The 22,117-nt window shown below is 54.8% G+C and carries 21 protein-coding genes; 5 read left to right on the top strand and 16 right to left on the bottom strand.

Annotated elements, in window-relative coordinates; all coding sequences use genetic code 11:
* Positions 1–84: 84 nt before the first annotated feature.
* The 7 genes from BUF15_RS21535 to BUF15_RS21505 are packed head-to-tail and all read right to left on the bottom strand — an operon-like array spanning position 85 to position 8,810.
* The gene (locus BUF15_RS21535) at positions 85–1,191 is read right to left on the bottom strand and encodes a S41 family peptidase (RefSeq protein ID WP_143170823.1); all 1,107 of its coding nucleotides are present in this window, start codon (positions 1,189–1,191) and stop codon (positions 85–87) included.
* Entirely contained in the window at positions 1,188–1,733 is a 546-nt protein-coding gene (locus tag BUF15_RS21530; RefSeq protein WP_073615782.1) for a hypothetical protein, read from the bottom strand. The genes BUF15_RS21535 and BUF15_RS21530 overlap by 4 nt, the downstream gene beginning before the upstream one ends.
* Entirely contained in the window at positions 1,730–2,374 is a 645-nt protein-coding gene (locus BUF15_RS21525) for a YMGG-like glycine zipper-containing protein (RefSeq protein WP_073615781.1), read from the bottom strand. The genes BUF15_RS21530 and BUF15_RS21525 overlap by 4 nt, the downstream gene beginning before the upstream one ends.
* A 25-nt stretch (positions 2,375–2,399) precedes the next feature.
* A complete protein-coding gene (locus BUF15_RS21520; protein WP_073615780.1) occupies positions 2,400–4,109 on the bottom strand; it encodes an SUMF1/EgtB/PvdO family nonheme iron enzyme in 1,710 nt (569 codons plus the stop codon).
* Positions 4,099–5,931 (bottom strand): ABC transporter permease, encoded by a 1,833-nt coding sequence (locus BUF15_RS21515; RefSeq protein WP_073615779.1) that lies wholly within the window; start codon positions 5,929–5,931, stop codon positions 4,099–4,101. Before BUF15_RS21515 ends, BUF15_RS21520 begins: the two co-directional genes overlap by 11 nt.
* A complete protein-coding gene (locus BUF15_RS21510; protein WP_073615778.1) occupies positions 5,928–6,701 on the bottom strand; it encodes an ABC transporter ATP-binding protein in 774 nt (257 codons plus the stop codon). Before BUF15_RS21510 ends, BUF15_RS21515 begins: the two co-directional genes overlap by 4 nt.
* Entirely contained in the window at positions 6,702–8,810 is a 2,109-nt protein-coding gene (locus tag BUF15_RS21505; protein ID WP_200802449.1) for a VWA domain-containing protein, read from the bottom strand.
* Positions 8,811–9,614: 804 nt separating this feature from the next.
* Here BUF15_RS21505 and BUF15_RS21500 point away from each other — a divergent pair.
* The 4 genes from BUF15_RS21500 to BUF15_RS28135 all read left to right on the top strand — a co-directional run bounded on the left by BUF15_RS21500 (position 9,615) and on the right by BUF15_RS28135 (position 12,599).
* A complete protein-coding gene (locus BUF15_RS21500) occupies positions 9,615–9,884 on the top strand; it encodes a type II toxin-antitoxin system TacA family antitoxin (RefSeq protein WP_073615794.1) in 270 nt (89 codons plus the stop codon).
* Positions 9,872–10,384, top strand: coding sequence for a GNAT family N-acetyltransferase (locus tag BUF15_RS21495; protein WP_073615777.1), 513 nt, complete (start codon positions 9,872–9,874; stop codon positions 10,382–10,384). Before BUF15_RS21500 ends, BUF15_RS21495 begins: the two co-directional genes overlap by 13 nt.
* Positions 10,385–11,016: 632 nt before the next feature.
* Entirely contained in the window at positions 11,017–12,357 is a 1,341-nt protein-coding gene (locus tag BUF15_RS21490) for an IS110 family RNA-guided transposase (protein ID WP_073615776.1), read from the top strand.
* A 116-nt stretch (positions 12,358–12,473) separates the two neighbouring features.
* Positions 12,474–12,599: a hypothetical protein gene (locus BUF15_RS28135; RefSeq protein WP_268753213.1), complete on the top strand. Its 126-nt coding sequence runs from the start codon at positions 12,474–12,476 to the stop codon at positions 12,597–12,599.
* A gap of 294 nt (positions 12,600–12,893) precedes the next feature.
* Here the strand turns inward: BUF15_RS28135 and BUF15_RS21485 are convergent, their stop codons facing one another.
* The 4 genes from BUF15_RS21485 to BUF15_RS21470 all read right to left on the bottom strand — a co-directional run bounded on the left by BUF15_RS21485 (position 12,894) and on the right by BUF15_RS21470 (position 15,498).
* Positions 12,894–13,181, bottom strand: a complete 288-nt coding sequence (locus BUF15_RS21485) for an integration host factor subunit alpha (RefSeq protein ID WP_073615775.1) — start codon at positions 13,179–13,181, stop codon at positions 12,894–12,896.
* Positions 13,182–13,263: 82 nt separating this feature from the next.
* Positions 13,264–14,484 (bottom strand): type II toxin-antitoxin system HipA family toxin, encoded by a 1,221-nt coding sequence (locus BUF15_RS21480; RefSeq protein WP_073615774.1) that lies wholly within the window; start codon positions 14,482–14,484, stop codon positions 13,264–13,266.
* A complete protein-coding gene (locus BUF15_RS21475) occupies positions 14,481–14,795 on the bottom strand; it encodes a helix-turn-helix domain-containing protein (protein ID WP_073615793.1) in 315 nt (104 codons plus the stop codon). The genes BUF15_RS21480 and BUF15_RS21475 overlap by 4 nt, the downstream gene beginning before the upstream one ends.
* Before the next feature lie 91 nt (positions 14,796–14,886).
* Positions 14,887–15,498, bottom strand: coding sequence for a lytic transglycosylase domain-containing protein (locus BUF15_RS21470; protein WP_073615773.1), 612 nt, complete (start codon positions 15,496–15,498; stop codon positions 14,887–14,889).
* A 102-nt stretch (positions 15,499–15,600) separates the two neighbouring features.
* Between BUF15_RS21470 and BUF15_RS21465 the strand changes: the two genes are divergently transcribed.
* Complete coding sequence (locus BUF15_RS21465; RefSeq protein WP_143170822.1) at positions 15,601–15,870, top strand: hypothetical protein; 270 nt, start codon at positions 15,601–15,603, stop codon at positions 15,868–15,870.
* Between the two features lie 5 nt (positions 15,871–15,875).
* On the opposite strand, the gene BUF15_RS21460 is transcribed toward BUF15_RS21465, so the two are convergent.
* From BUF15_RS21460 to BUF15_RS21440, 5 genes are read right to left on the bottom strand one after another with little or no spacing between them, the layout of a single operon-like run.
* Positions 15,876–18,950 carry a conjugal transfer protein TraG N-terminal domain-containing protein gene (locus BUF15_RS21460; protein ID WP_073615771.1) on the bottom strand — a complete coding sequence of 1,025 codons (3,075 nt, stop codon included), beginning with the start codon at positions 18,948–18,950 and terminating at the stop codon, positions 15,876–15,878.
* 11 nt (positions 18,951–18,961) lie between these two features.
* On the bottom strand, positions 18,962–20,395 hold the full coding sequence (locus BUF15_RS21455) for a conjugal transfer protein TraH (protein WP_073615770.1): 1,434 nt from the start codon (positions 20,393–20,395) through the stop codon (positions 18,962–18,964).
* Positions 20,392–21,267 carry a conjugal transfer protein TraF gene (locus BUF15_RS21450; RefSeq protein ID WP_159441349.1) on the bottom strand — a complete coding sequence of 292 codons (876 nt, stop codon included), beginning with the start codon at positions 21,265–21,267 and terminating at the stop codon, positions 20,392–20,394. The genes BUF15_RS21455 and BUF15_RS21450 overlap by 4 nt, the downstream gene beginning before the upstream one ends.
* Positions 21,268–21,274: 7 nt before the next feature.
* On the bottom strand, positions 21,275–21,802 hold the full coding sequence (locus tag BUF15_RS21445) for a S26 family signal peptidase (RefSeq protein WP_084554342.1): 528 nt from the start codon (positions 21,800–21,802) through the stop codon (positions 21,275–21,277).
* Positions 21,783–22,115 (bottom strand): hypothetical protein, encoded by a 333-nt coding sequence (locus BUF15_RS21440; protein ID WP_073615767.1) that lies wholly within the window; start codon positions 22,113–22,115, stop codon positions 21,783–21,785. The genes BUF15_RS21445 and BUF15_RS21440 overlap by 20 nt, the downstream gene beginning before the upstream one ends.
* Between the last annotated feature and the right edge of the window lie 2 nt (positions 22,116–22,117).

The following is a 22,117-nucleotide window of genomic DNA, read 5'->3' as shown; positions in this document are numbered from 1 at the left end:
CAGGTTCTCAGCGAAAACGACAGGGCCTGTTTTAGGCACATCGTGACGTTAGAGTCGTCCCGCGAGCCTCTTTTTCCTGCCTGATCACTTGCCGGCTAGGATGTCGTCCACCACTCTCACCAGCCTTGCCAGATCAAGCAGCTCCGCGTCAGAAACTTCTCTGTCCGGCACGAGCCCCGCTCCCGAACAGGATCCCCCACCCGGAAGCAGCACGTCGCGGTTGGTGTAGCGCAGCACCGAGCCGTCGGACAGGCGGGCGTCGGTCTGGGAGCTGCATTTGCCGTAGGTGCGCCGGCCCACCAGCGTGGCCCGGCCCTGCTGGTGCAGGGCCCCGGCGAAGATTTCGGCGGAACTGGCCGTGTCCGGGCCGACGATGAGAGCCAGGGGCATGCGGTATTTCTCCCCGGAAGAGGTCCGCACTTCGCGAACCTCCTCGCCGCGCCCCTGGATAGTTCCCAGAAGCGTGCCCGCAGGCAGAAACATGCCCGCCATGTCAAAGGCCTCGTACAGATCGCCGCCCATGGCGTCGCGCAGATCGATGATGAGCGGCCCGTCCTTTGCCGCGCCTCTGCGGGCCAGAAAATCGATGGTGGCCTGCAGTGCGGGCCTGGTCATCCCGGCCACGAATTCGCGGATGCGCAGGATCTGCCGGTCCCCCGGCGGAACGGGCTCCACGTCGAGAGGCTTGAAGGCCTCGCGCACGATCCCGACGTCAAGCCGCTCACCGCCGGGCCGGGTCAGGACTAGACGCACGACGGTGTCCTCTTCACCCCTGAGCAGGGACGCCACGGCCTGGGCACCCAGCCCGGCCACGCTGCGGCCGTCGACTTCAAGCAGCTTCGATCGGTCGGGTATGCCCGCCATGTCCGCCGCGCCGCCCCGGTAGACCGAGAGGTGGATTTCGCCATCGCGCTCGACCAGTTCCGCACCGATGCCGATCCAGGCCTCGCGCCCGGACACGGGAGACTGGTAGTCTCGGGCCGGGAAATAGCGCGCATAGGGGTCGAACTGCTTAAGAAACGCCTGCAACCCTGCCTCTTCCAGTGACTCCAGGACCGCAGGGGGCGGCGGCTCCAGAGCCTCGCTCAGCAGAATCCTGCGGATCTCCTCCAGTGGTGCGGCCTTGGCCTCTGCGGGAAACGGCAAGGCTGCCATCACCGCAAAAATCCACAAGACGACCGCAATTCTCACTGAGCCAGCTCCATCTGCATCTTCATGAGCAGTTCGTATTCCTTGCGCAGGGCATCGCGCTGCTTTTCGAGCTGAGTACGGCGCAGATCCAGATCCTCATCGCCCAGGCCGCTGCCTTCCAGATCATCCAGGGAAGACGCCTGCCGGTTCATCTTGCCCTTGAGGTCGCTGACCCGTTTCTGCAGGTCGGCAACGGCCTGCTTGTCAGTGCCTTCCATGGCAGCGAGGCTTTTGGTCTTCTTGTCCAGGGCAGCTATCTCCGACTGCATGGCCTTCACCCGCGCCTGATCCTTGTCGAGCTGGGCCTGAGCCGTCGACTTCTGGGCCTCCAGCTGTCCCTTCTCGGCATCCAGCTGACTCTGGGTGGCCCGCAGCTGCTGCAGGCGGGCCTCACGCTCCTTGACCCGATTCTCGTAGGCCCCGCTGCTCAACCCGGAAATGCCGCCAAGCAGCCCGCCACTCCGGGGGTCCTGATCTCCAGAGGCGCAGCCGCCAAGCAGACCGGCAACCAGCATCATCAGCACCACAGTCTGCCTGTTCATACCGAAAGCCTCTGATCGATGCTGGCGAGCTGGGTGCTGCCCTCGCGCAGGGTTTCCAGGTTTTTCTGCAGGGTTTTCACCTCTTTCTCCAGGCGGGCGATATACTGGTCATCAGCAGGACGTCCTTTGCGCTCCTGGGCAAGAATCGCGGTCTGGACCTCAAGCTCCTCGGCCAGGGTCTTTTCCAGTTTGGCGTTTTCGTCAATCCGTTTCTGCAGCGCCTCGCTTTTTGCAACCAGTGAACTCTTCTCCACCTTGCCCTTGTCATATTTCGACCGCAGGCTTTTCGACTCCTTTTCAAGAGCGGCAATGTCCTTGGCCATTTTCTTATTGTAGGCCAGGGTGGTGGCGTTGAACTCCTGGGTGCTGGCAATCTCGGCATCAAGGAAATCCTCGCTGCTGGCGTAGGCCTGCTTGCGCTTGGCAACCTCATTACCGACCAGAAAACCGACGCCGGCGCCGGCCAGGGCGCCGATGGCCGCCCCCTTCTCACCGCCGACAACCAGACCCAGCAGGCCTCCGGCAACCGCGCCAATGGCCGTACCTTCGGTCTTCGTGCGATTCTGATCGGACATTCCGGCGCATCCGGGGACCAGCGCACAGACCAGCACCAGCAAAATAATCGTTCTCGTGATTTTCATACTCTTTTTCCCTCCCGTGATTTCATCATGTCGACGAGTCCGAAAACCCGTCAAACCGCTTCCTGAACGCCTCAAGCCAGACCTCTGCCTCAGCATGACGCTTCTCGGCGAAGTCCTGGACATGCAGCTGCAATAACTCCATGACAGCCCGCTCCCGGGCGGTCATCTCCCGACCCCCGAGCTGCGCGAAGGCATACTCGATATACCCTTTTTCGTAGTCTCCCAGACTCGCCACCTTGTCACGATAGCCCTCCAGCTGCGCCTTGAGCGCGGTTGTCAGCTCGGCTACCGACTTCTCCACCGCTGTGACCTGCTCCTGGTAGCGGGCGGATACCGCCGCCAGCTCCTGCGCGGTTTTCAAGGTGGCTTCCAGCCGCTGCAGCCGCGACAGATAAACGGAGAGGTTTACCCCGTTGCGGGCGGCGTCCTGGGCCAGGCTGCGGGCACTCTCACGCTGGGCCAGCTCCAGCCGCTCCCTGGCTTTTTCAAGAGAGGCCTGCACCGCCGTCAACGGCTCCCTGAGGTTTTCATTCTCCTGGATCAGCCGGGCGAGTATCGGGTCGACATCGCCCAGCTGGACCGAGGCCTGGGCCACCAGGTTGTCAAGAGTCCGGCCGACCGGGGTGGTGCGGCGCAGCTCCTGACGGTAGGCCTCGTATTCCTTTTCTATCTCGGCGCGCTGGGCCGAGGTGACCACCACGTTGGCACCGATGGCCAGCCTGGCCCCGGTATTGAACGAGCGCCGCTCCTCGACCGTTTTCTCATCCACATTCCAGGCATAGACATCGAGCTCGGCCCTGAACGCGCTGCGCAGCTCAGCTGGCGGGCTCGACACGCTGCCTCCCCGTACCGCCACCCCACCGGGCTTGCCCTGCCAGATTTCAGGCCTGAAGAGACCGGAGGTCATTTCCTGGACATTGCCAAATAGATCGTGAAAACCCAGCCCATCGGGCTTACGAAGGCCCACGGGCCGCAACTGGTGCTTGGCGTTGCCGAGATGCCAGGCGTATTCGCTGGCTTCGGCGGCGGGAAACGGCAGCCCGTTGTCGAAAGTTCCGCCTTCGATGGCCGGCAGTCCTCCTCGAGCCACATATTCCCATTCATCTTCTGCCGGCAGACGTAGAAAACCGGGGGCGCCGTCGATCCGCGGCATGGCCTCGAGCCGCTCGGGGTGGGCGGCATCGAACAGCCACTGGTTATAGCGCCGGACAAATTCCAGCAGATCGCCATGGCTGACATAGGCAAGCGGCCGCATCAAGGCGTCGCGCTGCGCACGGCCCTCCAAGGTTGGCAGCTTCTGCACCTCCGGATCGCCACTGGCGGCGAGCAGGGCATCCATCCCCATGACCGCTATATACTGGCCGCAGGTCACCTCGTATTTGCCCAGAACAATCTCCCAGACCTTGCCGTCAGCAGTTGGAAACGAGCCGCTTATCTGGGTCCGCTGCAGCCCCTCGAAGATGGACCCGGCGCCATCGCCGATCTGGATGATGCGGCTTCTATCCCCCCAGAAACCACTGCCCGGTACCTGCACCCGGCGAAAGACCATCTCCGCCTCGCCAGGCATGGGCAGGATCAGGTCGCCTTCCGCCGGTTTCGGGTTGTACACCGTCTGCGGTGGCGGCTCGGCCCAGGCACGAACGGGCAAAAGGAGCGGACAGGGCAGGGTCAGTGCGACGATGACCGCCACGCGCACAACCCAAAGATTCCAGCCTGAAATTCCATCACTGTTCACGAATAACCTCCGCAGGGTCGATGCCGGTTGCCCGCCAGGCCGCCACCAGCGAGGCCAGGGTGGCCAGCACCAGGGTAGCCAGACAGAAAATGGGGAGATACTGTGCCGGCAGGGTGCAGAACGCCTCGCCAGGGGCGAGTTCACTGGCAAAGGCATGATTGATCACCTGCGCCAGGGCAGCATAGCCGCCAAAGCCGAGCATTAGTCCCAGAGCGGCAATCATGATGCCCTGGGCGATGGGGAAGAAAAAGACATGGCGCCGGGCAAAGCCCAGCAACCGCAACACCCCGAGATCCCGTCGCCTCCGCTCCACCGCGGCATAGAGGCTTGATACCAGTACGGCTGTGGAGCCAAAAAGGCCAAGCAGCGCGATAAGCCAGAAGAGCCGGCTCAGCCCGCGATCCAGCACCTGGATCCGTTCGATGGCCTCCACTTCGGCGATCACTTCGATGCCCTCGCTTTTCAGCCTGTGGTAGAGCGCGGGCACATCGTCAATGGACCGGGCGTACAATCGAAATCCCCGGTATCCGCCGCGCGCCATCTCGAAATGATCTGTTGCGGGGTTGAAAACAATCGGTCGCTGGGTTGCGGTCCGCAACACCCCCAGGAGCTCGACAGGCACCACTGGCCGGGACAGGGAGGTCGAACCAGCGACGCGCAGCGGAAAATCGAGCTCAGCGACCCCGACTGCCCGAACCGCAATCTCTGTCGCCGTAGTTGGCGTGGCCGCGGGCCAGAGGACATGGACAAGCTGACCGTTTTCCGGCAATGTTCCGCCAAATCGTCCCCAGGGGGTCGAGTGAATGCCGAGCAGTTCGGCCTGCCTCTCGTCGATAGAGAGGCCGATGGGCGCAGTCCGGCTGCCGTCCACCGCCATATCGAGCCCACGGACATAGGGGAGAAGCACGCCGGTCTGCCCGCGCAGTTTCTGCTCGATGGCGCGCAGGTTGGTTATCGTCACCGGTGCACCCGGTGCAAGCAGATTGTAGACGGTCAACTCCTCGGGTACCGGAAAGCCGAGCAATTCCGCGGCATCCTTTGCCGAGCCATCGACGATCCGGCCGAAGCCGGTGTTGATAATCAGTCCCGAACGGGCGATGGGCAGCATGGGTTTTGGCATCAGCAAGAGGGCGCCGTCGAAGCTCGGGTAGGGCTGCGGCGTGTCCCCCGGCCAGCCTCGGGACGGGGCCGCATAGCCTTCCTTGTACCCTTCCACATCCAGCACGAAGGCCAGTGGCGCATAGACCCGCGCCAGGGATCCGGCGCGAGGGCTGAGTATGGAGACCACGCGAAGCCTCTCCTCGACATGTTCAGGGCGGCCGCCACGAGAGCGGGTCACCTTCACTGTGATCTCATCGCCTGGGGCCACCGCGCTGCGCCTGGCCGCCTCCGCCGAGAGCACCACCTCACCGTCAGTCGGCACGACGCCGCCATTTTCCAGCAGCAGCGGGTCACCGGCGGCGGTCGGGATCAGATCAAAGAGTTCACTGTTCCTGCCACCGCTCGCCACCACCGAGATCACCGATGACAGCGGCAGAATGGTGGGGGTGACAAAGCCGATACCCGGCCATGACTGCAGCTCGTCGAACCATTGAGGGGAAAACTCACGGGTCTGGGATGGCCTGATCTCACGAAAGATGGGATCCTCCACCAGCCGCTCGCGCAGGGTCTGGATTGTGCCGTATTTCAAGCCAAGGAGTACGAGCAGCGGAGCGATGACCGCCGCCAGGGCGATGACCAGGCAAAACGTCAGGATCCACTCATGCTTGAGATGGGATGCCGCCAAGGCGGGGATATGTTTGAGGGGGTTGGCGCAGCTCATGGGCAGAGACCCTCTGCCGGTCGACAGATGGAACGGCTGTGCTGCTCGGAGAGCTGCACCGTCTCGAAGGTGTAGGCGGCATCTGCCCGATCGACGATCAGCTCCACATCGTGGGTCACCACCACCACCGCCACCGATTCCTCACGGGCAAGCCGCTGCATGTCGTCCATGATCGATCTGGCCCGGGCCTTGTCGACGGCCGCCGTAGGTTCATCGGCCAGCAGCAGCCGGGGCTGATGAGCCAAGGCCCGGGCAATCGCCGCCCGCTGCCGCTGGCCGATGGACAATGACACCGGCATCCGGTCGAGGCAGCCGGCAAGCCCCAGGCTTTTCGCTAGACCCTCTACCCGGGCCTGGGAGAGACGGCGCCCCTTGATCCTGGCCGGCAGGCAGATATTCTGGCGTACGCTGAGAAATGGCAGCAGACCGCCGGTCTGCAGGACGTAGCCGAAGGCGTCCCGGCGCAGGGCGGTCAGTGCGTCCTCATCATCGTTTGCCCACAGCGCCGCGACATCGCTCACCATGCCCGCCGCACCATTGGCGATCTCAAAGCGTGCCACGGCGGATGGTGTCATGACCAGGGCGATGATATCGAGCAGCGTACTCTTGCCGCAGCCGCTCTCACCGATCACTGCCACCATCTGACCTGGCTGCACGGTAAATCCTGGCACCTCCAGTTCGAAAACACTCTCGCTCTGGCTGCGCGTCTTGACCAGCCCCTCCAGACAGACCATGGGCGCAAAAGCCGTTTCTGACACCACGGAAGCCATCTACGGCAGGTAATCGAGGTGCAGCGGGTAGACCAGATCCTGGTCGGGATCCGTGTCGTTGACCCGGAACCAGGCATCAACCTGCTCATTGATCGTCCGGTACTGGTCGAGCTTGGCCAGAATCGACCATTCGAGCTGCGACCGCTGCTCGGCCGTCATGCTGGCGAACATGTCGTCGGTCAGCGACAGGATGTCGCTCTTATAGGGCAAGCTCTGGATGAAGGCCGGCAGCAGACCGGTGTCGGCCAGTCGAGTTGGGCCGCCAAGATCCTCGGGCCGCTTCATCGCCTGCCCCGCCACGCCCTGCAAGGCCTCGAAAAACTGGCCCTGGGTCACCTCGGCCCGCATCAGCGCCTGCACCACCTGGTCAAGGGACTGGGCCAGCGACGACAACTGCTCACGGGTCACCAGCACCCGCACATCAAGGGACTTGTCGGCCGGGTTGACCAGGTCGCGGTCAAGCGCCCAGGCCACGATATCCTTAGGGGGGGTGGCTTCCTTGCCGATATACTCGATCAGTGCCGATTCCCAGAGCTTATCGAATTCGGCGAGCGGGGCGGATTCCCCCCCCGGCTTGCCGCCGGTGGCCAGGGTCAGCTGGTCGTTGATCCGCGAGGTCAGGTGGTCGACCAGGGCCCGATACTGCTCCTGCTCAAATGCGTTGATCTGCTTGATCGCCGCGCTGTTGTCATCACCGCGAACGCGAGCGAGGTGGGTAAACTGCGCCAGCGCGGCCGGATGATCTTCGGCGGCACGGGGGTCCTGGAGGTGTATGGCAAAGAGATGCACCTGGGCATCATCATATTCCCGGCGCAGGTCGGTCTCATCCTTGCCGGTGGTGTTCTGGGCGTGGCCTTTGGGGTGCGAGCTGGCGTCGCCGATGAAAATGACGAACCGCAAGGCACCCTCGCGCCACTTGGACTGCAGGGCCGCCTCGACGCCGGCAAACCCCTCCTCGGTATAGTCGACGCTGCCGACCGCAGTGGCCTTACCTTCAGTATCTAAAAGCTCGACCAGTTTTTCGCCGCTGACCAGCTCAGGGGTGAGATTGCGGGTGAGATATTCGAGCTGGGGTGCAGCTTCGAGAGAATCGCGGAACACCACCAGGCCGAAGCGGAACCGGTCGGCGGTTTCCGCACTGAACTTTTTAGTCATCTCGGCCACCGCGCTCCGGGTCATGTCGATGAAGGGCTGCATGCTCCTGGTGGTGTCGATGACAAAGACAATGTCGGTTTTGGCATCCTTGAGCAGCCCGCTGGCCACTGTCCGTCCAACCTGGGCCTGATTACGGTATTCGGTGCTTTCCAAGGTATCGGCCCCCCGGCTGCGCGGCACCGCGGCCGCCAGCTGCAGCAGTCGGACATCGTCGCCGTTAATCTGGGTCTGGGACCACTGGAGAATGGGCAGTACATAGAACTGCCGGGTGATATCGACAAAACGCTGGGGCTCCATGCTGACCACGCTCTCGGGGATGGCGCCGCTGCCAATCCCGTCGTAGATGGTCTTCGCCTTGCCCGCCATATCGAGGTCGTCGACAATGGCCTCAAGTGAGGTGCGATCACGAAACATCAGCACGGGGCTTCGCCCTTCCAGGGGATTGCCGGGGTGGGTGTAGCTGACAAGCAGGGCCTGGCGCCATTCCAGAAGGTCTTTAGCCTGCATCCATCCTTCAGGTGTTGTCCGGGAACGACCCACCTGATACCAGCCGGCGGGTTCGGCGGGATTGCTCTGGTCAAGTCCCTGCCGATCAAAGACATATAATGGTTTGAACGCCGCGATATTGGCCATCACAATTGCCTCTTCGGCGGCCCGCATCTCACGATAGAGATGGGAAAAAGGTCGTGGCAGCACCCGCAGGGGCAGCTGCGTTGCAGCCTCCATACAGGGGCCGGGAGGCTGGCAGACGACCCCGTCCTCAAAGGGCTGTGCGGCGGCGGCAGCATGTCCTGCAGTCCCTTCCAGGGCCGACATTGCGTCGTTGGCGGGAATTTTCTCTGTACCTTCGAGCGCGTCCGGGCCGGCAGCAATAACCCTGAAACCAAAAAAGAACATGCACACCACCGTGCTCATCAAAAACGCTTTCCATACAGGCTTAAAATCACGAAACATAGTGCCTCCCACGGAGTGAAATGAGATGAATGTCTCAAAATATCTACCAAGGGTTAATATAAATGAGAAAATCAAGGAGACAAGAATATTTATGGTTCATCCGCCAAAAGCGTACTTCGACTCATGCAAGGCATAGATTTTCAGCTTGAAGAAATCGAGATCGCGAAAACCATACGCTTGTTTTTGTAGTGTTTCTGTTTGGGGTCGGTCGTCAATAGTGGAAACCAAAACCTTAGGCTGTATTTTGCTCCTTGAGAAATTGTTGTTCATAAACCGCAGGGTGCTAGCTAACCCAATCGACTCTGACGCCTTTAGCGATTATAGACGATTTCTATTTACCCCGTGATCTCCTGTGTTGCTTGACGTCTGGTAGCGAAACGACGATAATAGATTTCTTCTTATAGTAAACAGAAATTGGAAAAACTGAGGTATGAACTGGCAATACCAAACCACCTTTCGGAATGGCATAGTAAAGATGCTTCCTGACATGGTGGGATCGACCAACAACCTATAATTGCGCCAAAATGGAGCAACTGTAAGGAAGAGATTACCAAAGACAGCCTTCTGTTAAAGATAATTGATAATCTACTAAAATTACAACAGAACATCGACCAGTAGTTTCTGCTGACTCAAGCGAATCTGGGTTGAAAAATGATCAATCGCTTAGTTTGTAGAAATTCCTATTAACATTACCCAGACCTAACTTTTCACCTCCTGATCCTTTTTACAGCTCCCTGTGTTGACAATGGATACACGCAACTGTATATTAATTGTACATACACGAGAGGTGATGTTGTGAAAAATATGGAAACCCGAGAAGCTTCAATCAATATTCGAGCCCTACGTACGCAAAGGGATCTCATCGACAAAGCCGCAGCTATGCGGAATAAAACCCGGTCTGATTTTATGCTTGAAGCTGCCTGTCATGAAGCAGAAAATGTGCTGCTGGATCAGAGGTTATTCCAGTTATCCGATTCAGATTACGATGCATTCTTGACAGCGCTGAAAGCCCCTGTCAGTGAGAACAAACAGCTTCGTAAGCTATTAGAAAAAAGAGCCCCATGGGAAGATTGATACCACCCGAACCGCTCTCTCCGGCACACTGTGTGGGCAATTTTGATTGTGGCATTACTTCTCTTAATCTTTGGATCCGACACCAAGCACTGAAAAACGAAGCATCAGGAGCATCGCGGACTTTTGTCGTTTGCCAGGAAAATGAAGTTGTGGCCTATTATGCGCTGGCAACCGGAAGCATAATACGCCAGAAAGCACCGGGAAAAATCAGACGTGCAATGCCTGATCCCATACCAGTAATGGTACTGGGGAGGTTGGCTGTTGCCTTGGGCACACAAGGAGGCGGACTTGGAGGGGGATTGCTTAAGGACGCAATCTTAAGAACATATAATGTTTCTTTGCAGGTAGGTGTACGTGCTTTGCTGGCTCATGCATTATCGGAAGACGCTAAAGCATTTTATCTTCGTCACGGTTTTATAGAATCACCAATAGAGCCCATGACTCTGATGTTAAACCTTCAGGAAGTTCAGAATACTCTTGAAAAGAACATTCATGGTTAACATTGCCAATGGTAGTCATGGCCAGTTTTCGGCTTTTCCTTCTTGAGGTTTTCCTGAGCTGGTAGACCTGACGATTTGGTTGAAGTTGATCAGAAATGGAGAATCTGCATCATAACCAAAGACTTCACGCAATAAACTCTGTTTTTTCTATTATTGTTAGCTTGTTACATGTTTCATTTTCTCATGTTTTAAAGTTAAAAGTCAAGTTCAACTCCGATGGTAGCCCCGCTAGTTGGCAGTGCGAGAATGGGCCGCTACTGCATGCTCGTCGGAGCATCTTGCAACTGGCGGGGCGGATTTGATCCTTATATCATTTAAAAAATTCACTTTTCATCACTTTATCCATAGCCTTGTAGTAATCATGCTGTGCCTTCATGTTAGCGTTTCACCCAGCCTACGGCCGGGGTTTATCATAAAGGAACTTGGTTGATCCGTCCAAGTTGACTAATATTAAAAGCGGCAGCCTAAACGAGGAAGCCGCATCGCCATTGGTGCACTGTGCCCGTATGTTAGCGTGGTTCGGGAGCTGGCGACTTTGTCACTGGTGAAGCATCTGCTATCCCGTTTGGAAGAGAGCCATATCGACAGCTCCCCTTTCGGTCATGCCGATCAACCATGACAGAGGATGAGCAATGCGCAAGAAATCAAAGAGCAAGGATATGAATCTTCCCCAACATCTGCAACATATACATGCCCACGCGGCCGGTATAGATATTGGTTCCAAGAGCCATTTTGTGTCAGTACCGGAAGGCTCGAGCGAACAGGCAGTTCGCGAATTTGCAAGCTTCACCGACGATTTGCAGCAAATGGCAGATTGGCTTATCGCCTGCAGCGTCACCACGGTTGCTGTGGAGTCGACCGGCATCCATTGGATTCCCGTTTTTGAGATCCTCGAGAGCAAGGGGCTTGAGGTAAAACTGGTCAATGCCCGTCATGTCAAAAACGTACCCGGTCGTAAAAGCGATATACTCGATTGCCAGTGGTTGCAGCGACTCCACACCTACGGTCTTTTGGAAGGTGCCTTTCGCCCGCCCGAACAGATATGCACTCTACGCGGCTACGTTCGGCAGCGAATGAATTTGGTTCGCTATGCTGCCTCTCATGTCCAGCACATGCAGAAGGCTCTGGCTCAGATGAATCTGCAGCTTGCCAATGTGGTTTCTAACATCACCGGAAAGACCGGAATGCAGATCATCAAAGCCATTCTGGCTGGTGAGCGCGATCCACTCATCCTTGCCGGTCTGCGTGATCAGCGCTGCAAGAACAGCGAGGAGACAATCGCCCGCTCCCTGCACGGCAATTATCGGCCTGAGCATCTGTTCAGTCTCAAACAGGCCGTTGATTTGTACGATTTCTACCAGGGCCAGATTGTCGAATGTGATCGAGAAATTCTTGCCCAATTAGCCACGTTCGATTCTACGTCAGACACCGACAAGAGGCCTCCTGGCAGTCTTGAAGAGGCGCTGCAGCAGATGACCTGTGTAGACCTGACAGAAATTGACGGCATCGACACTAACAGTGCCCTCAAAATTATTGCCGAGATCGGCCTTGATATGAGCCGCTGGAAATCAGCGAAACATTTTGCTTCTTGGTTGGGATTGTGCCCCGGCACCAAGGTCAGTGGCGGCAAGATCCTCAGTGGCAGGAGCAAACAGGTAGCCAACCGCGCTGCTGCAACTCTGAGGATGGCGGCTTTTAGCCTTTTCAACTCTAAAAGTGCCCTTGGCGCTTATTTGCGCAGACAACGCTCCCGCCTTGGAGCACCCAAAGCAATCACTGCCACCGCGCATAAACTGGCTCGATTAGTTTACTCCATGTTGAAGCACGGTACTGCGTACGTCGATATCGGTCAGGATTACTACGAAGAACGGTATCGGAGCCGTGTCGTACAAAAATTGAAACGAAAGGCCCAGGAATTTGGCTATCAACTCATTGATATCGCCAAGACACAACCTGAAACAGCAACTACATAAAATCAACGACTTTCATTTAAGTTACCTAGAAGCGGAAATTTGCGTGTTGCTTTTGAGTGTAGTGATGGACACGCGTATTTAGCCAACTATGAGAATTATTCCCCATAGAGGTCATTATGGAGATCCAACAACACAATACTCCACATCCTGGAGCCCTCATCAAGGGAGCATATCTTGATCCTTTTGGTGCAGGATCTAACATCAATCTGGGCGATTTTGAAGCTATCTCTTTTGCGGTGTGACTCTCGTGGCATGGGTCAAATTTACCAAAGCATCCCAAGCTGAGAAGGGCATAAGAATGCGCCCAGACTCCACAATCAAGCGACCTGGGCGAAAGAAGGGCTACAAGGTCTCCCATCGCGAGCAACGCCCACATTGCGGCAATTTAATAGTGTTTACTGACGGGAGCCACGTTACACTGTCCGACGCCAAAGCATGGTGGGTGGTTGAAGCAAAATAAAGAAGAAAGTACCAAACATCCGGTTTTTTACCGTTGGTTCCATACCTCAGCTCATAAGTTATGAGGTCCTCCCTCATTATCCACCATTAACACGATTCCTCAAAATCTTCGAGGGGGAGAATGTCACCACTCGCCTGGAATTCAATATCAGCGTTTCGCCGGTTTGTGGGTTGCGTCCTTTCCGCTCACTTTTGTCTTTGATATTGAATTTCCCGAATCCACTGAGCAGCAGATCTGAACCTCCTATCAGACAATCCTTTCCAATTCGGAGGATCGCCTCAATCGCTTCTGATGCTTGTGCTTTTGTCATCCCTTCATGGTTCTTGTAAACTTCCAGAACTAGGTCCGCCTTTGTAAGTGTCATTGTATATCCCTATTATTATATATATTTTAGAGTCGATAATTCGTTCTGTCGGTTATCACGGTAATGACTCATGTCTTTTGTGTCATCTTTTTATCTTAGCTAACCGATGTTCGATATCTCTACCAATTACAAGGATATCCTCTTCCGGGACGTCGAACAAATTGAAGACTTCATGCCAGGTGGAGACAGCATCGACAAGAGCATCAAGCTCATCTTCAACAGCCCTTGCCTGTTTCAATCCAAATCGTTTTGCTTCTTTTATGAGCGTTTGCCGGTCTGGTACCCTGTTATCAAGACCAATGCGAAGTACATGCTCACTGTTTAATCCGATATTTGGCACAAGATCATAGGCCGGGCTAAGTTTCCAACCCTCACCGTCATTAAGCATACTGAAGTTCTTCAGGTGATCGTCGGTATTTCCTATTAGAATATTGAAGATCATCTGCTTGAAGAGATTGCGCTGATCTTCAACAGGATTAGCTGAAATCATTCTTAGAATGCCTGCTATATCCGCATAGGCGAGGTTGTAGTATCCATCTGCGCGCAAAAGAGATTGCATACTGATACAATGATGACGCTTTTGCGTTATCGGACCCAAGTCGAATCGGTCTACAAGCAGGATTTTTCTACTACCGCATGGCAGACAACGTACCTCCGCTGCGACGATGCCTGCACGTCGTGCGAGATGCATTGTCGCAACTTCAAGCGATACCACGTCGAATGTGTCTTTCACACTGGCAAATTTTGCCAGATATGCGCGGCATTCATCATGGACAAGAGCTTTAGGTCTGGCCCCACCTGGAGAACTGGCAGCTTGGAAAAGAAGGGCCATATCCTCATCGACTGCGAGCGGATCCGTCTCAAATTTTCTTGAAAGCAGCTCAATTTTTTCAAGTTGCCTGCTTTCTATGAGCGGAAGTGCCTGTGGAGTGGCAGAACCTTCACTGTACCGGAGCGCGCCCATGGCGTTACCACCAAGTACCCGCAACAGGTGAGGAACACGCTGTTGGTTTCTCCCAAGGTTATATTGCCTGACCAGTATGCGGCGCCCCCAGTCATCAGGAAGACTGTCCTCAAACACACCATGCACTCCGCTGTGTGGACGATTGGCGTCAAAAACATCCTGCTGAAGAGGGAGATTAACAGGATCGAGGGCAAAAGCATTTGGGCTGGCAAGATACTCTGGTGTATACTTGAACTGACCGAGCAGACGACCCTGCGCGTCTGGGTCTGAGACAATCAGTTCACCAGCTCTGATTGCATCATGTGGGTCGATAACCAGCCAGACGTTTAACTTGATCATAAGTTATCCTTTCGTCGTCTGCTTGCCCTTTCCCGCCTAGACTTTTGCTTTTCAAAACGTTCAAACAGATTTTCTGGTGTACCCAGAACGCCTTCCCAGGTCTCAAGTCTCTGCAGCAAGACAGATGCGGTAATCCAGTGCCCAATAGGAGTAGTTGGGGAACCGCTCTCCATTTTTCCATAGGACTGACGTGAAATGCCGAGCCTTGCAGCAAATATTTCTTGAGTTTCGTTCCGTTGCAAACGTGCTTCTCTCAAGCGAGTTGCTAATTGTCTCAGAATTTCCTTTTGTTTCTCGTTAATGTCTATCATATTTAACATTATTTATATATAAGTTGTTTATGTCAACTATAATGAACATTATACTCGATCAGCATACGCAGAAAATGAACTGAGCTTGTCATTACATGCTTCTCTCAATGAAGTACCGGAACAACCCGTTGACTTTGCCAATGAGGTCCAAGGTCTCCTCGTATTCGGGAGGTTGATTGTTGACAATTGCCCCGGGCCCCGCGTTCCATGCTGAGACAACCAGGTCGAGGTGCCCCTGGTAAGCTTGATTATATTTCGCGATAAGGTAGCAGGCCAATACGATGTTCACAGCAGGATCATGGAGGGCTTCAGGGCTGAGATACTCTAGTTGGGCTTTGGTGACGTACCCCATCTGCTCGACGTCGACAGCCGAATTTCTTGTGATTTCCGCCGCCACCTCCTTTCCCGTGGAGTAGATAATCTGGGTTAGGCCCCTGGCGTTTTTGGAGGATATCGCTAGCGGGTCGCCATTCGACTCAACCAAGATGAGCGCTCTCAGAAAATCAGGGTGAATCTCAATACCGTTTGAAAAGAAAGGAAGAGAACAGAAATACTCGATTAAATGATCATATTGCAATAGTCGATCCTGCTGTGACTGTGACGCCCTGACACCCTGGTATTTCTGCAGGTACAGATCAACCCCAGCCTGAGCATTACCTATTGTCACGACCAATACTAATACGAAGGTTGAAACTATTTTCATTATACCCTCATCCTGTTAGACTTGACTTTATAGCACAGAGTTGTAAGGATTTATGGAGATCTGCCTATCTTTTTGATGCCGTTTTACAGTAAAGGTAAAAACATGACTCTCGATTACGCAACTTGTCCTCATTGTGGCTGTCGCTGTGAGGATGATGAATACTGTGCCGCTTGCGCAAGGCCGTTCCATGATGAAACTCCTGAACAAGACGTCTCTATCATGGGGTTTCTGGAGGGTGGTCTGCGCTCTCAAGCTGAAAAATTCAAACTTCAAGGAATTGAACATGATGATGAAATGTTGAAAGAGGAGCCAGAATTTGATCCCACATGGTCATTTCTTTCATCGAACATATATCATCGCAGAAATAGTTAGTTATCTTACCATCTGACAGTGGATGAAGCATCCTTAGGGATTGGTTTCGCCTCGCCCAGGTCAACCCTTAGGGGGTTTTCAACTGGATGAACGTGCCCAAAAGCATCCTCTTCTGTCGGGCGCATGCCTTGGCTGTCAACAACACCCTGAACAACCTTTCCGATCCCTTCACTTGCCATTCCCGGGGCAGATGTTCTAACGTTTCCCTGGCCAGTCTCTTCATAACGATTTCGTTCACGAAGATGATCAGCTTTTCGATCGACACTGGATGACTCCGGGTCTTGCAGTCCTTTTGGGTCAGGGGGAAACAGATTTGCTGATGTAACCATGGAAGCCTTTTGTGAAGCCGTATGAGCTGTGTGCCCTACTCCACCTTTTAATATCGCATCATCATGTATTCGGTTCTTTGTCACATTTATTGCGCTGTTTACTGCACCAGCTGTACACCCCCACCCATACCCCCTTCCACTGACAAAGCCATCGATCATTTTATTCAGACGACTTGGATCATTCACTGCTAGATGATTCAAATAAATCATACTCATTCTGATATTCTCTGGTGATTCGTCACCATACTGATTCAAGGTGTAATCCCTTACCAATGCTGTCTCGACATCTGCTCCGTACGACTCGGAAGCGGACTGGACTCGCTTCGCATCATTTAAGAGTGAATAAGCTTCAGAGGCTCCCAACTGTTTTGATATGTTGGTCAGGTAATCCAGCCCTTGAGAATCGCTGAAAGTTTCCTGAACAGCCTCAGCTCTAACTCTTGCCTGATCTCGAGAGAATGCTTGGGCTGTTGCTTCAGAAACAGAAAAATCCACCTCTTCATTATCGTTACCAACTATGGTAATTTGCCCGCTCCCCCCTAATTTTATTCCTTTTAAACCTGCACCAATCGATGTCATGAATTGTGTTCTCATAGCTTCTCCCATTGCATGAACAAAACTCGATGAATCCTTAAACGACCTTTGCCAGTTTTCTCTCATGGCATTATCAAGCCGCTCACTGTAGCTTTTGGCGGTTGAGCTGGTCAGGCTGTCTTTCTGCATCTGCGAGGTCAGCAGATTCCAATTGCTGCTGCCGCCAAGACTTGTTGAAGCAGAGCCAATCAGCTGATGGTGCAGTGACTGGCCTATATTGATAGGATTGACGCCGTTTACATCAGCAGAGTTCAGGCTTCGGTTGCCATCACCATCCACGCTATATTTGGCGGTCCCTGCAGCCAGGCTGTCGACGGCTTGGCCTGTCCCGTCTGCACCGGTGGTGATAACTGTTGTGGAGCCATCCGGGTTGACAAAATCCCCTTTTATCCGGGTGGTATCACCGCCAGGAGCCGTGGAGATCTCCACTGGGCCGGAACCAGTGCCGACTGCCATGCGCGCAGCTGCTCCCATCTGAGCAAATTCAGCAGCAGTTGTTCCCTGGGGTATCTGCCCGGAATCCTGCAAACCACTCCTGGCATTCATGGCGGCGTGATACCCACCAACATTCTTGTGCATCCTATACGCCTCAGCTGTAGCCATATTGGTAAACCGGTGTTCCTGCATCCCATCGAGCAGCCCTGCTATCCTGGCTTGCTCGGCCATCATGGAGGCATTCCCCTCCGGGGTCATTAGCCGACCTGCTTCCGCTCCCGCTCCTCTGGCGATACTGTTCAGGTTGGTGGCGAAATGGGCAAGAACCGAACCACCAAACTTGACCAGCATCATGGAAAAGATGCTGGCCAGCATAATCCCGGCGGAACGGATCACACCAAACATGGCCACCATCTTCATCGACATATTGGGAAACGAGGCCATCGCGTAAACACCCAGGCTGGATTGCCGTACATCCTCAAAAGCGTATGAGGCATAATCCATAGCAGCCCCATGGATCACGGCATCAGTAATCCCCCAGGTTGTCAGAAACACAAAGAACCCGAACATGACAGACACAGCGCGACCAATGACCGGGGTAGGGAGAAACAGGGCGAGAAAGGGTAAGGTGCCAATGGCAATCGCCGTCATAATGGCCCGAATAATCGGAATCCACTCGTTCATGGTGATTCCGATACCAAGGCCGGTCGAGGTTATCTTGCGGTCCGACTCCATGAGCACGGATGTCTCATAGTCATCGGTGTAATAAAAGTTGTAAAGGATCTCAGCAATCTGCCGCTGTTGAATCAACCTTGCCGGTGTCTGGCTTGTCCCGGTAAGATGCAGCACGGTGCTGGAAATCAACGCCTCGCAGGTGTTCATCTCCACCATACTGGCCGGATCAAAATGGGCCTTGCTGCAGACCCGCTTTATCGCCTCATCATAGTTGGCAGGGTTCGCGTAAATGGCCTGCAAACTGTTCCAGGCCTCAGTGCAGGTCTTGCTGGTTCCTTCAGGCCTCGTGCTGTCATAATAGACCGTGTAGATGGCCGGATTCTGTGCGTTCGCGAGCTCGGTAAGGAAGTTGGTGGTTGAGTTGCGCAGCGTGTCAAGGGACATGGTGCTCCCTGGCCTCAGCAGCTCAAAGGTCACACAATCCTTGATATAGCGGATCATGGAGGTTCGTACATGGTTATCCTTTGGGCTCGAACCTCTGATTGCTTCCAGGGCCTTGAAGCCAATGCCGCCAGCTTTATCGAGGTAGGACGCATTGGGAGCCGCAGCCGTGTCGATGATGTCAACCAGGCCCTTCTCCATCTTGTTGAGGAAGCCGGCCGTCACTACGATCGCATCAGGGACATTGGGGACGATCTGGAACCTGTTGAGGGTTGGGTCATAGACGGTGATGTTGCCGGTAGGAATGAAAAGCGCGAGGTAGAGTACCGCCCCCACCAGCACCGGTACCGGCCAGGTCAGGCTGAATCGCCCCCCGACCGCTGTCCTCGCGATCATTCCCACCGCCGCCGCGACCACTCCAAGAATGGTGACCACAAAAATCAAACCTTTGTAGGCATTGTCACTGAAAATCAGTGCAACCTTGTTGAAGGCCTGAACAACGGGGTTAAAGCCACCATAGGTATAAAACTCCATATCCAGGGCCATCGCGGGAGCAACCGTTAACAAGACAAAAAAAGCTATGAGAACAGGGATCTTCTTTTTCATAGAATGCACCTTTACAGTTTCAGTCTTGAGGCCAAGTCTTGACCGTATCTGCGGGTAATCTCGCTGACCATCTGCTGTTCTATCCGCTGCATCTGCTCCATGTAATTCATGATCGTGGTAATCTCCTTGGCCGATGCGATATAGGCCTCCCTGGAGGATTGCTGCAGCAACCTGATCTTCTTGAGCATGATGCTCAGGTCCTGGTCGATGTGACCAGCAAACACCGCCGGGTTGCAGTTCTCAAAAGGTTGACCGCTTGCTGCCCCCGCCTCCTTCTCCAACATCTCTTTGGCTTTTACCGCGATAGTTTCTGCCCGGTTATACAGATCCGAGAGCATCTGGAGGCTATAGGCCTTGGCCGTAAGGTCGGCAAGGCTGGTGATCATGCTCTCCCGCATGTTGGTGCCAATGGCGGTTTTCAGGATGGGCAGAGGTGAAAGCGGCGTTGATGTCAGAAAATCCTGCTGGGTGGTGTTGAGAGCTGCCCTGGTTTCAATCTTCGTGGCAATACCATCCAGGGTGTCTGTCACATACTGCACCAGATCCCGGTTGGTATCGGCAATCTGGCTGCAGGAACCTCCTGCAGCTTTGGCATACAGCACCCCCTCGGCAATCCCTTGAATATCATCAGGGTTGTTCTGGGGGCACGGACCTTCATGCGACACCTTGTAGGCACTGGCCGGCCCCTCAAGGACCACATCACCTACAAGCCCCCTGATCAGGTCGGTATGGCCGGTTGGCAGCCCCATACTGCCCCCGAGGTTCTCGAGCAGGGAGCCCCCGGAGAGAAATGTCGCGGTTATATCACTGTTGCAGCCGCTGTTGATGCGGGTGACATCCGCTGTCTTCGGGACATTGTTGTTGGCCTGATCTTCCTTGGTGGCGATATCCCACATCTCGGAAATGCCCTGGACCAGCTTGTTCTCCTTGATCGCGGTCCCGAGCTTCTCCCGCATGACCTCAGAGGAGTGGAACCCGTTTTCATCCATCACCACACCGACCACGCCCTGGGCGGCGGCACACTCTTCAAGCTGCATGGAGTTGAGCTTGTCGGCAATGGCCTCGAAGTTTTTAATGGTGTTGGAACACTGTTCACACATGGTCTTTAGGCCCAGATCAAAGGCTACCGCGGCGGCATTGGTCAAAATACCCTGGAGTTTGTTCACCAGATAATCGGTATTCATAAAGCTCATGCCCCCTAGAAACACATCGATCCCGCCGCAACCGGCCTTCACCCTGGGAGTCTCCACGGTCAGTGGGTAGTCGTTGGTGTTTGACCACCGGGTGGAAAAGCTGCCTCCCTGGTAATAGCCCCTCTCCTGGCCATTGAAGTAGTTGGGACCGCCGACGCTGCGCTGCTGCAGCCAGTCATCGACCCATTCCGCCTGGACAACGGTCCCGCAAAGCAGGTATACGCCGGTTACGATGGTGATCAGTTTTGTCATGGCGACTGCCCCCCTTTTTTCTTGAGGATTGAGGTCGGATCCAAGGCTGACCCTTTCTGAAAGTCGTACAATAAGAAGCTGTCATCCCTGGTTTCTCCACCCAGATACCGGATCGCCCGATACAGCTTGCGCTCAAGCTCAGTGAGCGTCACTACCCCCACCGCCACCGTCATGTACTCTTCCATCCCTTTTTTGATGAGCAACAGGGTCGGAGTGGTTTCGATCCCAAACCTGGCAGCGATTGCTGATTGTCGGTTGATATCCACCGGCTTGATCGTCCAGCCGTACTTTTCGACGAAATAGTTTAGAACGCCGTTCTGCTTTTCACAGAACCCGCATGTTGGGCTGGTAAAATAGATCAGCGCATGACTGCTCCTGCCGCTGGCGATGGTTTCCCCGATCTCGTGTTGCTCCATCTGTACCCTGGCGGTTACCCCCGGTTTGGCCGCAGGGTACACCTGATTGACGTTGAAGAGGTCGCCGTACTTCTGGGTCACGTACATGGAAGCGTTGGTATAGGCCAGGGCCTTGCGTCTGGCGACGTCCTGCATAACCAGGTAGCGCAGCACATTTGACTCTGAAGGATCTTGTACCGCCAGATTCTGCACGTGGTTGAGCAATTCCTGAAAGTCATCGGGGTACATCGTCCACAAGGCATCAATGTCGACTTCGGTAAGCGAGCTGTTCCGGTACCGGTTTTCTATCGGTGCCGCTTCCGGGTTTGTGGAGATTACGTCGGGTTGTTCCTGCTCCGGGTCCGGGTCTTTGTACCAGAACCAGCCTTCCTTGTGTTTCTGGTAGAAGGCCGCATCTTTCCCCTCGTCGAGGGCAAGGACACTCACCGGAGTGCAGACAAGCCCGACGGTGAACAAGAAAATGCTACCAGAGAGGCAGAGCCTTTGAGAGAAATTCATCTGCATGTATGAACCCGAAATAACGTGAGTCAAAACTCCGGGGGCTGGTCCCCATCATAAAATAGCGTCCCTCCGGGATGGCGCCAATGAAGCTGAACACTGGCATTTCATTCCCTTTGCTGTCCTTCGCCAGAGCCCTACCGAGCGTGTTCTGATCACAGTAAAAGGTTCCTCCCCCGTCTCTGGTCAGGATATTGCCGGGAACACAACCAACTTTCTTGATCAACACATCGTTTGGTTTGAGCCCTTGGCGGATATACTGTTTGTGCTCCGCCCCCTGCAACCTGAACAGCAGGTAATCGCCGGTATCAATCTTGTCTGGAACCGGTACCTTGAAAAATATCCGGTGGTCCAACGAGTCGCTGGTCGCCACAATAATCCGTTGCGGCAGTGAGACTCCGACAATGAGCGCTGCGAGCAGAACCAAGGCAACTCGCCACTCACGACGTCTGAGTTGCCAGGGAGGCGTCCTGTTATCTGATATTGATTTCATCGCCGTTTTTCAAAACCACTTCTTTCAGGATAAATAGCTGGTTTTTGTACAGCTTTGCTTCCTCGCTCACGAGCTGATCCACCCGTCTGAGCCCGGTCTTGAAATCCTCAACTGTGACCTCTCCTGCGGCCATCCGCTCTTTTTGTTCCCGGAGATATCCTCCCATATCCACCACCCGGATCTTCTGGGCAAAAAACCTGTCATAGCCGTATATGGCTCCACCGACGATGATCAGGACAATGAAAACAACCTCGATATAACTGGGTATCAACCTGCCGTTGTGCTGGGCTCTGCCTCCTTGACTCTCGCTCATCT

This window comes from Desulfopila aestuarii DSM 18488 (assembly GCF_900143695.1).
In the GTDB taxonomy this organism is placed as follows: domain Bacteria; phylum Desulfobacterota; class Desulfobulbia; order Desulfobulbales; family Desulfocapsaceae; genus Desulfopila; species Desulfopila aestuarii.
This window is presented reverse-complemented; position numbering and strand designations above follow the sequence as displayed.

Excerpts from the sequence above, each read along its gene's own strand:
- BUF15_RS28135 (WP_268753213.1), top strand. The coding sequence starts at position 12,474 with ATGGAGATCCAACAACACAATACTCCACATCCTGGAGCCCTCATCAAG.
- BUF15_RS21490 (WP_073615776.1), top strand. The coding sequence starts at position 11,017 with ATGCGCAAGAAATCAAAGAGCAAGGATATGAATCTTCCCCAACATCTG.
- BUF15_RS21530 (WP_073615782.1), bottom strand. The coding sequence starts at position 1,733 with ATGAACAGGCAGACTGTGGTGCTGATGATGCTGGTTGCCGGTCTGCTT.
- BUF15_RS21445 (WP_084554342.1), bottom strand. The coding sequence starts at position 21,802 with ATGAAATCAATATCAGATAACAGGACGCCTCCCTGGCAACTCAGACGT.
- BUF15_RS21510 (WP_073615778.1), bottom strand. The coding sequence starts at position 6,701 with ATGGCTTCCGTGGTGTCAGAAACGGCTTTTGCGCCCATGGTCTGTCTG.
- BUF15_RS21475 (WP_073615793.1), bottom strand. The coding sequence starts at position 14,795 with ATGATAGACATTAACGAGAAACAAAAGGAAATTCTGAGACAATTAGCA.
- BUF15_RS21455 (WP_073615770.1), bottom strand. The coding sequence starts at position 20,395 with ATGACAAAACTGATCACCATCGTAACCGGCGTATACCTGCTTTGCGGG.
- BUF15_RS21505 (WP_200802449.1), bottom strand. The coding sequence starts at position 8,810 with ATGTTTCGTGATTTTAAGCCTGTATGGAAAGCGTTTTTGATGAGCACG.
- BUF15_RS21460 (WP_073615771.1), bottom strand. The coding sequence starts at position 18,950 with ATGAAAAAGAAGATCCCTGTTCTCATAGCTTTTTTTGTCTTGTTAACG.
- BUF15_RS21485 (WP_073615775.1), bottom strand. The coding sequence starts at position 13,181 with ATGACACTTACAAAGGCGGACCTAGTTCTGGAAGTTTACAAGAACCAT.
- BUF15_RS21470 (WP_073615773.1), bottom strand. The coding sequence starts at position 15,498 with ATGAAAATAGTTTCAACCTTCGTATTAGTATTGGTCGTGACAATAGGT.
- BUF15_RS21500 (WP_073615794.1), top strand. The coding sequence starts at position 9,615 with ATGGAAACCCGAGAAGCTTCAATCAATATTCGAGCCCTACGTACGCAA.
- BUF15_RS21480 (WP_073615774.1), bottom strand. The coding sequence starts at position 14,484 with ATGATCAAGTTAAACGTCTGGCTGGTTATCGACCCACATGATGCAATC.
- BUF15_RS21465 (WP_143170822.1), top strand. The coding sequence starts at position 15,601 with ATGACTCTCGATTACGCAACTTGTCCTCATTGTGGCTGTCGCTGTGAG.
- BUF15_RS21515 (WP_073615779.1), bottom strand. The coding sequence starts at position 5,931 with ATGAGCTGCGCCAACCCCCTCAAACATATCCCCGCCTTGGCGGCATCC.
- BUF15_RS21440 (WP_073615767.1), bottom strand. The coding sequence starts at position 22,115 with ATGAGCGAGAGTCAAGGAGGCAGAGCCCAGCACAACGGCAGGTTGATA.
- BUF15_RS21525 (WP_073615781.1), bottom strand. The coding sequence starts at position 2,374 with ATGAAAATCACGAGAACGATTATTTTGCTGGTGCTGGTCTGTGCGCTG.
- BUF15_RS21495 (WP_073615777.1), top strand. The coding sequence starts at position 9,872 with ATGGGAAGATTGATACCACCCGAACCGCTCTCTCCGGCACACTGTGTG.